Raw genomic sequence first — 14,132 nt, forward strand, 5'->3', positions numbered from 1 at the left:
AATCATAAAAGAGGTTAATAGAATTGGAAATCATGTGGCTCACTTTTTATGTGATCAAACTCTTGGAAAGTGGCTCAAATTTAGATTATCAAATACAATCGAGCTGCAGCTTTTTATTAAAAGGTGTTTTCGTATAGAATGGTACTTCTTAATAATACAATATTTTTTTTTATTTTATCCCAGGGATTCTTACAAATTATGATAATATTCAATAAAAATCGTTTACAAAATCGGGGGATAATAATGAGAATTTTTGATACGGAAAGATTAAGATTAAGACCTCTTAAGGTTGGGGATTCACAAGAGGTTGAAGAATTAGCTAGAGAGTATGATGTTTCAAAATCAACGTTGACTATACCACATCCTTATCCAGAAGGTTCTGCGAAAGATTTTATTGAAAAAGTTTTAGATTCCGAGAAAAGAGGAGAATTATTTAATTTCGCAATTACAAGTAAAGAAACACAAAATTTAATTGGAATGATAAATATTAAACTTTCGGGAAGACATAGCCGTGGAGAATTAGGTTATTGGATTGGTAAACCTTTTTGGAATATAGGGTATGGCACAGAGGCAGCGAGGGCTGTTCTAGAGTTTGGTTTTAACGATTTAAACTTAAACAAAGTTTACGCTCAAGCATTTAAAGAAACTCCTGGTTCTTGGAGAATTATGGAGAAGATTGGATTGAAATATGAAGGCACTTTAAAACAACACGTTTATAGATTTGAAATATAATTTAGCTCAATACGGTTTATTGAAGGATGAATTCTTAGGAAGAGAATGTCGTTCAATCAAAGGAGTTCTCATCGAATTGAAGGAGTTATTCAACAAACTGGGCGCGATTCTTTAGGATCGCGTCCTTTTCGTGTATCGGGCCATATTCTGGAGTAAGGAAGGAAAGACAGAGATTGGTGCCACACCTGCTCAAAAATTCGGCAAAACCGAAAAGAAATATGAAATATACGATCTTATTTTTCCTCGAAAAAAACTGAAAAATTAATAAGATTATGTGGTAATATATGTTAAAATGGGTATTTCTCCCCGAAAACCTAGATTTGAAATCATTGAGAACAATGTAGTTATTAGTGTTAAGAACCACTTAGAAGAGGGAGTAGATTTAGATTGTTTCAACATTTTCAACATAATTTATCAAATAATTTCACCTTTAGGAGTGAAATTCAATCAGTAATTATATCTTTATCCAAATTCAGAAAGAGTGGCTAGAATAACCGTATCCTTCAATAAAGATGATTATGATGATTTAAATATAAAAATGAAAGGTAGGATGACATAACTTTATATTACAATCGGGAGCTTATCTGTTAAAACGTAAGTGCATTATATTAGAATAAAATGGTTGAGTTTGTCATTACGTTTTGAAATAACTGGTAATAATCTATGAAGAAGTTTAAAAAAGCTGATATTTATTCATTTTTGTGAATTTGTTACCAACATTTATGTGCGTGAAATGTTGATAAATATCCTCCCTAACATTGGACTGCCTCCTTTTTCCGTTATCTTTTCAATAATGATATCATATTAAGAAAATTTTAAAAATAAACCTTGTTAGTGGTGATAATAAAAGCAAAATATATGATATTAGGGGTCGATGAATTTGTGGGCTTTGATTATGTTGAAATGCTTTATGCCTTTTAAATCTTATTAAAGGGGAGACTTTCTGAAAAATCTTTGGCTAATACCCTATAAGATCGTTATTAAGCAATCGGGCCCGTTTATTGAGAAACGCGTCTTTTCAAGTATCGGTCCAGATTGTGGAGGAACTCTGGTATTACGTAGTAGACTAAATACTGCGCAACAATGAAATTTAAGTTTTGTTTAATACTATATTTTCTTAGCAATGAGTTCGAAGAGGAATATACTGCAAAGGTACCTTATATAAAATACATGGTACCTTCTTTTTTAAACTATGGGATAATTTAGATGTGACAGCAATGGAGAGAGTAATAAATATTTATTTAGGATGATTATTTTAGCCTTTTTATATATTAAATTATTCCGGATATTTACTGAACACTAAAAAGCCCCATTAATTAGTTATTAATGGTTTATCATGCTAGCTTGCAATTGTATAGAAGTAATTCATCTCGATTTTTAGTATAATATTCTAAAAGTGTATATAGAAATGAAAGGAAATACGAAGGAAATTCAATATGTTATACATAATCAATATAAATTTTGAAGAACATACTGTAGGTTTTCCATTGTTTAAGTAGCATTAAGGGGTGAGAGTTTAAAGGATGGAACAATTAATTGAATTTGAAAGCTTAGCAGCAAAGAAGAAGCTAGAAGGAGATGCAGAGTTTTATCTTACAGTTTTAGATAAAGCATTAAATGATGAAGCTAATCTAAATCTCGCGATTACAGGTGGCTACGGAGCAGGGAAAACGACAATCATCGATTCATATTTCGATCAAAACGGAGAGAAAGCTAAAAAGATGTTGAGAGTATCAATTGCTACTTTCCAAACCGAGCAAGTTCGATCAGAAACTAATAATGAAATAACCGAAAATTTATTAGAGCAACAGATATTACAGCAAATGTTTTATCAAGTTAATCCCGACAAAATTCCAAATTCAAAGTTCACGAAAATTAGTGATCTATCTTTTTGGTATGTTTTTCGTAGATTGATATTTTTATTAACAGTAATAGCGTTTACTTATCTTACAGTCAGTCGAGGATGGTTTACTAAAATTCATACTTACTTTAGTGAGAATATAAAGAATGCTTTTTTGAGCAATAGCCTGTCAATAGTAGCAATATGGCTATTTTTATTATTAGTTGGTGTGTCTATTTATCTTTTACTCTTAGTCTTCAGAAAATTAGGTGTCAGCAAGTTTGGTGTAGCCAGCACGAGGATAGAGTTCAATTTCCAAGATGGAAGTACTGTTTTTAATCACTACCTAGATGAGATTATCTATCTATTTAAAAAAACAGATTATAAATATATCGTTTTTGAAGACTTGGACCGATTTGGCAATGTAACGGTTTTTGAAAGGCTTAGAAGCCTAAATACAACTATTAATAATGCTGCGCGATTAAAGAATAGGGATATTAAATTTATTTATGCACTAAAAGACGATATTTTTTCTAACGAGGATGAAACAGAGTTAATCTACAATCGAACTAAGTTCTTTGATTTTATTATTCCAACAGTCAAAGTTCTGCATGGCTCCAACGCAGAGTCTGAGTTTTTGAAGAAACTAAAAGGGATTAAAAAAATAGAGTCAATTGATATCTCTAACACTAATCAATCCATAAGTGGAAATTTAATTGAAGATATAGCAATATTCATTAATGATAAAAGAACGTTGGTCAATATCTGCAATGAGTTTGAAATCTATCGACACAGACTAAAGAATTCTAGTATCACGTACAGTCATCTTTTTGCTTTCATTGTATATAAGAACATCTATCCAAAAGATTATTCTGACTTGCTTGAGAATAGAGGGATAGTTCATAGTGTTTTTCAAGAAAAAGATCAACTCATTTCTTCATTAGAGGAAAAGATTCAAAAATTACATGTTGTTTCGTCTAATGGACTCGGTAGTATTTTGACTGAAAAGCAGGACCTATCAATTCTCTTCATTAAAAAGCGAAATTTATTAGGTAAGAATGTTCAATTTACACAAGGACATGTTAATCTAAGTAACTCTTACCTAAATCATTTAAACGCGGGGAATCAATTATTTGATTTTGTTACAGTTAGTAAAATTACTGGAGAAATAGTAATTAAACAAAATGAGTCTTTAGTTGTAAGATTCAATGATATAGATGATTTCATGACAATTGATTCAGTTAATTATCTGGACCTGTATAAAGAGTTTGAAAACAACAAAGTTAAAAAGCAAGACGAATTAAATAGCCAAATCTCAAAATTGAAGGAAAAGATTAAGCACATTAGAACAAAGTCAATCTCAAGATTACTTATAGAAGATAGAATAGAACTTCATGTCGACCTATCATATAAACGGTTGTTACATTTACTGATACGTAAAAATTGGTTGAACGAATCATATGAAGATTTTCTTACTGTATTCCGTGAAGGTACTCTAAGTGCTAACGACAATGAATTAATGAAATTAATTAAACTAGGTTCTGTAGAACAGATGCTAGAGTACGAACTGAAGAACAAAGGGAAGATTGCAGAAAAGGTTAGGGTAGATGATATTAACAGTATTGCTGCAGTAAATATTGACTTTATAGAGCGTCTACTAGTTCATAAAACTGAAGGCAACACTGAAAAAGTAGAGAAGATTATCGACGTAATCTTCCGAGACATTGAAGTGAATTTCGACCTTCTTTTTGAGTTCTTATTATTGTTGAAGTCTAGAGAAGCTATTAGTCCTTCAAAGAACTTGGTTAGGGACTTCTTAAACTTAGCTATCCTCAACGAAATGGATATATGGGATATAACAAATAATATAGAAGTTACAGAAGAAGTTAAAGGTTGTTATGCAACAATAATATTGGAAAATGCTACTGCGGAAAGTTTATTAGGATTAGAAAGTATTGAATGTTTGGGTACTTTCGTTTCTCAACAATTAGATGTAATTACATTGCCAGAAACTGAAGAATTTTATGAGGCATCAGCTATTCTTGGGGTGAAATTCACTTCGTTGGAAGGTATACCAGAGCATGCTCTTGAGAAAGTAAAAGAAATCAATGGGTATGAGATTAATCTACACAATCTAAGAACAATCCTTAACAGTAACCATGTTTCAATGAAGTTAATACAGAGTGAACAATTTGTTTATGATTATTACAAAATTAATATAAGCGATTTTATAAACAACGTAATACTAAAGCAAGATGTTTATAAAGAAGAGGAATCTATATTTATTGAATTTATACAAAAAAAAATTGATACTGAAGCTATTAATGTTAACACAATAGAATCGTTGATCGAGCATTGGGATGGAGTAATTGAGAACTTAACAGAAGTAAAAGCCTTTATTGCTCTTAAAAAGATTTACGAGTTAAAGAAGTTTACTCTTACATGGCAAAACATTAGTTATTGTAAACACGTTTACAAGGAAAATAGTCAAGATTTTGATGTAGACTATATCTTATCAACTGATGGAAATTGGACAGAACTCATTGAAAAAAGTTATAAAGAAGTTCAGAATGTGTATGTAAATGATGATAAGTATTTGGATTTTGTGAAAACTATTCTACAGTCAAAGAATACTAAGAATCCGAGAGTTAAAGAATTTATTGATAGCCTACATTATTATGTAACTTTAGCTGAAAGTGCAAACATAAGTCCAGATGTCGTAAAACAACTGGTTCGCAGTAAAGTTCTTGCATGGGATCCAGACATATACCGTTCAATTGATACTAAACAACTTAAAAAGGAATACGTTCTTGATACCTTTAAAGAAGCTCAAAAAGATCTAAGTACTTTAATAGAAGATGATGAATTAATTTGGTCCTTTGAACTGTTAGAATCGCTTCTCGAATGTGAGATGATTAATTCGACCCGTATTGAAAAGTATGTAGTAAATAGAATTCAAGAAATTGAAGCACCAGAATTTATTAGTATCCTAGATAAAAAGTTAATTGGACATAATGCTGAGGCGCTTGAAATCATGCTAAATGATTCTAATGAAATAAAATTGATTAAGTATTTGATGTACCTTATTTCTAATGATTATTCGTATGTAGTAATTGAAGTAATAAGGAATCATCAAATACCATGGGATCATGAATTATATGATAGGGTCAAATCACATGATGTTGATTCGGCAAGCCATTTGTTGTTGGGTAATCAAGACAAAATCAAAGATATTCAGATGGATCAAGAATTGTTTGAGTCTCTTATAATAAATTCAGATGATGTTCAATTAAGCTTGAATACTATTAAAAGATCATCAAAGGGTATAAAGATAAACTCTCAAATTTCTAATAGAATTTTTGAACAACTATTAGAGGATTCAAAACTAGTTCTTGAGAACATGGACAAGGCTTTAATTGTTAAAATTGTAAGGTATTTAGAAATAGGAAATGCAGCTAGTTTTCTATTGCAATTTTTCAAATTTGATCAATTAACCAGAGATGAGATTTTTGACATTCTTTCAAAATTGGAACATCCATTTGAGAATATAAAAAAGAATGGGAAAAGTTTTGAAATCAGTGTAACTAACGAGAACTTGGTAAAACTCTTGGATTATTTTAAAAGTGATTTATTAGTAATATACGAGTACGAAGAACTTGAAAAAGGGTATTTGGTAAGAAATAAAAAAAAATAAAAGACAAGAGTATAAATACATATGAAAAGGCATTTGAGCCTGATTTCTTTAATCTTACAAATATTTCTCATAGTCTTCTTCATCGAACGGGTGCTAATATTTAAAAAAGAAAGATGAAAAAACTATAGATCCGTTTGCTGCACAGTACAACGAAACTATTCATTAGAAAAGGGGGATATTCAAGAATCTAGCGCGTTTATGTAGGAACGCGTCTCTATTCTTGTATCAATCAGGGACTTTCTCCTATGTCGTGTCTGCTGGAAATTGTTCAGTTGTTACTGTTAAGATTGCATGATATGGTTTCTTTATCACGCAACTCTACAGTTGCTTATACTTGACAAGCAACCGTATAGTTGCATATGCTAGTTATATGAACTGTGACAAAGACGCTATATTCAAAGCACTCGGCGACTCGACTCGGCGGCTGATATTAGACGAACTATCCGACCGCAACGAGCAGACGTTGTATGAACTTACGGTACGTCTTATTACGCAGCATGACCTTGCCATTTCGCGACAGGCGATCGCTAAACATCTCTCTGCATTGGAAGAAGCAGGACTGGTAAAATCAAAACGAAAGGGAAAATATCGAGTACTAATGTTCAACAACGAACCACTTAAAAACTTGCTGAAAGGATGGATAGAGTAATTTTATAAAATCGGAACAGGACTTCTTACGAATGTATGGGTTGTTTTGAGTGCAACCAGATTGGTAGTACAGCACCATGCGGCACAAATATCAAAGGAGGCAAAAACAGTATGAAAATCATTGTTACAAGTATATTCGTACAAGACCAAGACAAGGCACTGGAATTTTATTCAGAAAAGCTGGGATTTGTAAAAAAGCATGACGTTCCTATGGGGAAATTCAGGTGGATTACGCTTGTTTCTCCCGATGCTCATGACGGTACCGAGCTACTACTCGAACCGAATGAGCATCCTGCCGCAAAGGAGTATCAAAAGAAGATATCTGCCGAGGGCATCCCAGCAACAATGTTTGGCGTTGCAGATATTCATAAAGAGTACAAACGATTATTGGAAAACGGCGTGAAGTTTACTATGGAGCCGACAAAAATGGGCGAAGTCACAATAGCTGTCTTCGACGATACATGCGGCAACCTTATTCAGATAGTGCAGAAGTAACTTTAAGTTTTTAATAACAACAAGCTAGAGAATCAGAACAGGTAATGAGCATTGCTTTAGAATTAAGATTATTTCATTAAAGTGGCTTTAATGGGGTAACGAAAAAAGCCCAAATTTCCAAAGGAAGGAAGTATAAAACTATGGACCTCGAAACAGTTGTGCAGGAGCTTGAATCCCTCGGTAAGGAACGAACTAAAAAAATGTACATATCCAACGGTGCGCACGAGCCGCTTTTTGGCGTGGCTACAGGTGCTATGAAACCAATTGCAAAGAAAATAAAAAAAAATCAACGTTTAGCTGAAGAGCTTTATGCCACAGGTAACTACGATGCAATGTACTTTGCAGGCATTATTGCAGACCCAAAAGCCATGACTGAGTCGGATTTTGATCGTTGGATGGATGGAGCGTATTTTTATATGCTGTCCGATTATGTGGTTGCAGTAACTTTAGCTGAAACAGATATTGCACAAGACGTTGCCGATAAATGGATCGCAAGCGGCGACGAGCTAAGAATGTCAGCGGGCTGGAGTTGTTACTGCTGGCTTTTAGGGAATCGCCTAGACATTGAATTTTCCGAAAACAAGATTTCCAATATGCTTGATATTGTGAAAAATAAGATTCATGATTCGCCAGATCGAACGAAATCCGCTATGAATAATTTTCTATACACCGTGGGGATTTCATATTTGCCGCTACATGAAAAGGCAGACGAGACCGCAAAGGAAGTAGGTACTGTAGAAATCAAACGGGACAAGAAAAAAAGCAGTTTCATAAATGCTTACGAAAGTATTCAAAAAGAAATTGATAGAGGCAAGCTTGGTTTCAAACGCAAATATGTAAGATGTTAATAATTAGCTTATCATCGGGGTGTTGATCCAAGAAGGATTGACGCTCTTTTTGTTGAAGTTACTGAACTAACGGTTAGTGGAATAAACTTATCGGATAGGAAAGTGGTAATTTTTGAGAAAAGGCGCTCTCCTTACTCAAGAAAAGCGGCAATAAATGAAAAAACTTAACAGGTGTTTTTAACATTTTTATGTTAATTAACACCTAATGCAATTTTTATAAGTAACCAAATGCTTATCCCAGGAATCAAAAACAACATAGGTAAAAAAACAGGACCAAATAGCACTCCATGACATGCTCTAGGGTTTTTAGGGGTAGAGTTTCTACACAAAAAGGAAATTGGAATAATTATTTAATTAAAATGAGGTTAATTGTTTTATTTTTTTGTTGTTTTTTATCTGTTGTTTCTAATGCTTTATAAATATTCAAGAAAAGCAAAAAAATGACAGATAGAATTGAAGAAATTGAGATTGATCATTCTTGACTGTCAGCTGATCGAAAAATTGAAGAGGGGTGTTCCTTGATGACAAATAGTAGAATGAATCCTAAGGTTGATGAATTTTTAAGTAAAGCTAAAAAGTGGAAGGAAGAATATGAGAAGTTGAGAAATATCGTTCTTGACTGTGAGTTGACCGAAGAATTTAAGTGGATGCATCCTTGTTACACGTTTGAGAAAAAAAACATAGTTTTAATACATGGATTTAAAGAATATTGTGCGCTTCTGTTTCACAAAGGTACCTTGTTACAGGATGCCCATGGGATTCTAATCCAACAAACGGAGAATGTACAGGCTGCGCGCCAGATTAGGTTCACCAATGTTCAAGAAATAGTTGAAATGGAAACCATCTTGAAAGCCTATATTTATGAAGCCATTGAAGTTGAAAAAGCCGGTTTGGATGTGAATTTTAAAAAGAATGAAGAATACATAATTCCTGAAGAACTTCAAAATAAATTCGATGAAATCCCTACCTTGAAAACTGCTTTTAAAAGCTTGACGCCGGGACGGCAAAGAGCATACATTCTTTATTTTTCGGGGCCCAAACAATCCAAAACTCGAGAATCAAGGGTTGAAAAATATATGCAGCAAATTCTGGGTGGAAAGGGATTAAAGGATTGCACTTGTGGACTATCTCAAAAGCAACCCTCCTGTGACGGCTCGCACAAGAATATTCGATAAGAAAATAAATTAATCAAACTTTACGATATTACCTCACTTTGCGTTCATTCGAACTCCTTTTTAGATCGCAGGTAACACTCAATCAAATAACTTAAAATGAAAAAAAACAAAAAAGTGATTCGTAGAGTATAAGCAAACTAACGTGTAACAGGCTTACGCATTACCAGGAAAGAAAAGAAAAATACTGCACACAAAAATGTACCCTTTGGCTTTTTGATACAGACACAACGGAGATGAATAATCTAATGGAAAATCGGGGCTGTCCAATAAGTCCCTAAAAGGAAAGCAGACAGGAAAAATGATCAATTTTTCGTGCCTGATTTTTTGTGCATTTGTTTATTCACTTCGGAAATGCTCATTTCATAAGGATGATTCCTTTTGTCATAAATTTAAACCAAGAGTGGATTGTAGCGGAAGGCACTTGACTCCTGCGGGGTGTAGAGGAAAGGTCGAGACCCCGGAGGCGTAGGTGAGGAGGCTCTACTTCCTCCCCGCGGAAAGCAAGTGCCTGTAGCAGAAAGGAACGGTCAAGGTTCAAAATGAAAAACAACATTCATAGAGAATAGAGTCTTCCCAAAAACGGGGCTGTCGGAAAGTCATCTTTCACTGACTTTCTGGGCAGCCCCATTTTTTTAGTTATTGGAAATTTAGCTCTTTTATAATTACTCCATTTTTAAATAATAATTACAATGGGAGTAGAAAAGATATGTATATAATGTAGCATACACTTAATTAAGTTGACGCTTAATTAAGTGTATGCTAAATTATAAATATGATTGAAAAAGTTATTCATTCCATCTCAGAGCCTAATCGGAGAAACATCCTTTATTTATTACGTAATAATGAGCTAAGTTCTAGTGAAATTGCTACTTACTTTCGTATTTCTGCACCTGCAATCTCACAGCATTTAAAAGTTTTACAAAACTCAGGGCTAGTTGTTGTCCGCAAAGAAGGGACAAAACGCTACTATCGCATTAGAAGGGAAGGCTTTAAAGAATTAAGGGAGTATTTAGATAGCTTTTGGGACGATAGCTTGCTGCTATTAAAGGAAGCAGCTGAAGCAGAAGAAAGGAGAAATCGTGATAGTTGATTCAAAGGAAAGTTTGAAAAAGCAAATTTATATTAAATGCAGCCCAAAGACGTTATTTTCTTTTTTTACTAACCCAGAAAAAATGGTCCAGTGGATCGGAAAGAATGTATTAATGGATCCTACAATTGGGGGAAAATACCGGATTGATATAAACGGTCAAGACATTGCTATCGGAGAATTTAAAGAAATTGTTCCTTATGAAAAAGTGGTTTGGACGTGGGGTTGGAATGATTCTGACATCATGCCACCAGGATCTAGCACCGTTGAATTCAATCTGATTCCTCATGATGGTGGGACAATTCTTGAATTACATCACTACAATCTCCCGGTTGAAAAATTCAAATCCAATAGTAATGGCTGGTCGCATTACATGAACCGACTTCAAATCTTAGCTGAGGGAACTGATCCAGGGATCGACCCTTGGTCAATAAAGGAATAATAATAGGAGGAATTTTTATGACATTCACAATCAAGCAGGAAAAATTATTTAAAGAAACTCCGCAAAAAATATATCAAGCACTCATTGATTCAGCTCAATTTAGCCAAGTAACGGGTGGAGCTCCAACAGAAATCAGTAGTGAATCAGGTGGTGCCTTTTCTTTATTTGGAGGGATGATCTATGGAAGAAATATTGAGTTAATTTCCAATGTTAGAATGGTCCAAGCATGGCGTGCTGGTAACTGGGAAGAAGGTGTTTATTCGATTGTTAAGATCGAGTTAAAAGAAAAAGGAGAAGAAACACTTTTAGAATTAACTCACACAGGTTTTCCTGAAGGCCAAGGCGAGCATCTTTCAACAGGTTGGGAAGAGAATTATTGGGGACCATTAAAAAAATATTTGGAAAAGTAAAAAATAGATTTCGCAGTGGACAAGCCTACGGGCATAAGGACAATTTTGAAAAGACTGAACTCTAAAAGAAACAGTGTTCAGTCTTTTTTTGATTAAGATACAAATACTTATGAATTCTTATTTTTATTTGGAATTCTATTGTTTTGACTACCATTTCCTCTGGAAAATTCCTTCGGTTCAACATCATGTCCATTTTCGATTGCTCTTTTTTCAGCTCTTGAGCGAATTTGTCGTCCATCACTTTGGTTACCCATATCATCATACTCCTTTACCTATTTATCATAAATAGCATTGGTTTTTTTCATGAAAAATATTTATTTAAGAATTAATCTAAGCGGAGAATAATGGGAAGCCTTTAAAGCATTTATGTAAAGACAACACCCTTACACTATGTTTAAATAGAAAATAACTTAATAAATCTAGTTTAAAATAATAGGGCAGGTGATTGTTTTGGATGAGAAGGATTGTCTGATCTTGCAATATTTGTATGAGGATTCGAATTTAACAAAGGCAGCAGAACGTTTTTATATGACACAGCCAGCTTTGACGTATCGATTGCGGCAAATTGAAAAGGAATTTCAGATTAAGATCTTCTCAAAGAATGGGAAAAACATTAAGATAACACCTGCTGGTATCTATATAGTAGAGTATGCGAAAAGAATGCTTACTGATTTACGCAAGACGAAAGAATACTTACTTAATATGGGAAATGTAGTGCAAGGAAATTTAAAAATAGGCGTAAGCAGCAACTTCGGACTTTACCAATTGCCTTCGATTTTAGAATATTTAGTGAACCAATATCCGAAAGTTCATGTGAATGTGGATACAGGTTTTAGTACGGAAATGCTTGATTTGCTTATGGAAGGCACGATTGATGTTGCAATAGTAAAAGGGGATTATAATTGGTCAGATCAAAAGTATCTTCTCAATGAAGAAAATATTTGCCTGATTGCGAAGAATGAAATTGATTTACATGAACTTCCTAAATATCCGATGATTAATCGAAAAGAGCCAGCTGTATTGATGAAATATAAAAATATATCATCAAGTCCTTTAGACAAAAGCATTGAACGCTGGTGGGACGAACGATATGATCAATCACCGTTTATTTCCATGCAGGTAGACAGCTATGAGACGTGTAAAGAGATGGTGAAAAGAGGACTAGGGTATGCAATAATACCAAGGGCATTCATTAACGAAATGGATGAATTAACTTGTCAGGATTTAATTTTTAAAGACGGTCAGGAACTGAAAAGAAGAACATGGATGATCTATCGTGAATCATCCCTGCAATTAGCCACAGTCTCTACATTTGTAAATTATATAAAGAATATTGGTTAAAAAGAGAGAACACTACAAATGGTGTTCTCTTTTTCTTCTTTTAAAAAACTATTCCGTAATAGTAATTAATAAAGTATTATATTTCTGTATATTTATACTATAAAAAAATTTTATATATAACCAAAAAAACATTAATTGTACTTATAGTTCTAGAGAACGTAAAATGAATAATCAAATCATGAATTTTCAGAATGTTGAGGGAGGTTGTATATTTATGAGTTTTGGTTTGGTAGAAGGAAAAGATGCGATTCAAGCAGCTGTAGATGCTCGTGACCATGAGCTACGTGAATTATCGTTAAAGATTCACGCGAACCCTGAACTTTGCTTTCATGAATATCAGGCAATGGAATGGTTAACAGAACCTTTAGAAAAAGCTGGTTTTGAAATTGAAAAAGGAATATCCAATCTAGAAACATCGTTTAGAGCAATTTGGGAAGGAAAGCCTGGTGGACCGACCGTTGCCTTATTAGCAGAATACGATGCCTTAAAAGGACTTGGCCATGGATGTGGACATAATATTATTGGAACATCCACAGTCGGTGCGGCTTTAGCATTAAAAGAGGCACATCCAAATCTTCCAGGGAAAATCGTTGTTATAGGCACACCTGCTGAAGAAGAAGGTGGAGGCAAAATCATAATGGTTCAAGACAACGTATTTGAAGATATTGATGTGGTGATGATGTGTCATCCGCAGAAACAATCGATGGTCCTTCGCGGTGGACTAGCATGTGTCGATGCAACATTTAAATATTATGGAAAATCGGCGCATGCATCTTCTGCCCCAGAAAAAGGAATCAGTGCTCTTGACGCTGTGATTAACACATTTGTTACTGTCAACTCATTGCGACAATTTTTCAAAGATGATATTAGAATTCATGGGATTATCACAAAAGGCGGAGAAGCAACAAATGTTGTACCGGACTACTGTGAAGCAGAATTTTTATTAAGAGCGGAGACAGTAGAAGAACTGAATGTCGTTCGCGACAAGGTATACGCAGCTGCGCGTCATGCTACAGAAGCGGTTGGTGCAAGGATTGAAATCACAGAGGGTCTCGTTTATGCGGAACGAAATAATAATAAAACGTTAGCCTCCTTATTTAAAGAGAATTTGGAATTATTAGGTGAAGAGGTAATCGAGCCACCAAAAAAAGGAGGAATCGGTTCGTCTGACATAGGAAATGTCGGTCAAGTAACCGCTACGATTCATCCGTATATCAAAATTACGGATGTTGCCATCACTCATACTCCAGAATTTGTCGAAGCTTCAAAATCAGAGGCTGGCATGCAGGGCTTAAATAAGGCAGCAAAAGCCTTAGCAATGACTGCTTATGACGTATGCTGCAATAATGCTCATTTCCAAGCGATCCGAGAAGAATTTGAGATGTGGAAGATGAAAAAACAATCTAAGTAAGTACAAGTT

At 34.1% G+C, this 14,132-nt stretch carries 12 protein-coding genes; 11 read left to right on the forward strand and 1 reads right to left on the reverse strand.

Annotation, left to right across the window (positions count from 1 at the left end; translation table 11 throughout):
- Positions 1-243: 243 nt before the first annotated feature.
- From ACFFIX_RS16250 to ACFFIX_RS16290, 9 genes are all read left to right on the forward strand, one after another.
- Positions 244-732, forward strand: coding sequence for a GNAT family N-acetyltransferase (locus tag ACFFIX_RS16250; RefSeq protein WP_378935810.1), 489 nt, complete (start codon positions 244-246; stop codon positions 730-732).
- Between the two features lie 1,523 nt (positions 733-2,255).
- Positions 2,256-6,266 carry a YobI family P-loop NTPase gene (locus ACFFIX_RS16255; protein WP_378935812.1) on the forward strand — a complete coding sequence of 1,337 codons (4,011 nt, stop codon included), beginning with the start codon at positions 2,256-2,258 and terminating at the stop codon, positions 6,264-6,266.
- 370 nt (positions 6,267-6,636) lie between these two features.
- Positions 6,637-6,915 (forward strand): ArsR/SmtB family transcription factor, encoded by a 279-nt coding sequence (locus ACFFIX_RS16260; RefSeq protein WP_378935814.1) that lies wholly within the window; start codon positions 6,637-6,639, stop codon positions 6,913-6,915.
- Between the two features lie 110 nt (positions 6,916-7,025).
- On the forward strand, positions 7,026-7,409 hold the full coding sequence (gene glxB, locus ACFFIX_RS16265; RefSeq protein ID WP_378935816.1) for a methylglyoxalase: 384 nt from the start codon (positions 7,026-7,028) through the stop codon (positions 7,407-7,409).
- A gap of 140 nt (positions 7,410-7,549) precedes the next feature.
- Complete coding sequence (locus ACFFIX_RS16270; protein WP_378935818.1) at positions 7,550-8,257, forward strand: DNA alkylation repair protein; 708 nt, start codon at positions 7,550-7,552, stop codon at positions 8,255-8,257.
- Positions 8,258-8,778: 521 nt separating this feature from the next.
- Entirely contained in the window at positions 8,779-9,432 is a 654-nt protein-coding gene (locus ACFFIX_RS16275; protein ID WP_378935819.1) for a DUF1801 domain-containing protein, read from the forward strand.
- Positions 9,433-10,204: 772 nt separating this feature from the next.
- Positions 10,205-10,522, forward strand: coding sequence for an ArsR/SmtB family transcription factor (locus ACFFIX_RS16280; RefSeq protein ID WP_378935821.1), 318 nt, complete (start codon positions 10,205-10,207; stop codon positions 10,520-10,522).
- 13 nt (positions 10,523-10,535) lie between these two features.
- A complete protein-coding gene (locus ACFFIX_RS16285) occupies positions 10,536-10,961 on the forward strand; it encodes an SRPBCC family protein (protein WP_378935823.1) in 426 nt (141 codons plus the stop codon).
- A 17-nt stretch (positions 10,962-10,978) separates the two neighbouring features.
- Complete coding sequence (locus ACFFIX_RS16290) at positions 10,979-11,371, forward strand: SRPBCC domain-containing protein (protein ID WP_378935824.1); 393 nt, start codon at positions 10,979-10,981, stop codon at positions 11,369-11,371.
- 107 nt (positions 11,372-11,478) lie between these two features.
- Here the strand turns inward: ACFFIX_RS16290 and ACFFIX_RS16295 are convergent, their stop codons facing one another.
- A complete protein-coding gene (locus tag ACFFIX_RS16295; protein WP_378935826.1) occupies positions 11,479-11,625 on the reverse strand; it encodes a hypothetical protein in 147 nt (48 codons plus the stop codon).
- A gap of 196 nt (positions 11,626-11,821) precedes the next feature.
- Between ACFFIX_RS16295 and ACFFIX_RS16300 the strand changes: the two genes are divergently transcribed.
- Entirely contained in the window at positions 11,822-12,712 is an 891-nt protein-coding gene (locus ACFFIX_RS16300; protein WP_378935827.1) for a LysR family transcriptional regulator, read from the forward strand.
- Positions 12,713-12,926: 214 nt separating this feature from the next.
- Positions 12,927-14,123, forward strand: a complete 1,197-nt coding sequence (locus tag ACFFIX_RS16305; protein WP_378935829.1) for a M20 family metallopeptidase — start codon at positions 12,927-12,929, stop codon at positions 14,121-14,123.
- The last annotated feature ends 9 nt before the right edge of the window (positions 14,124-14,132 follow it).

The organism is Metabacillus herbersteinensis (assembly GCF_042433335.1).
GTDB classification, from domain to species: Bacteria; Bacillota; Bacilli; order Bacillales; family Bacillaceae; genus Metabacillus; species Metabacillus herbersteinensis.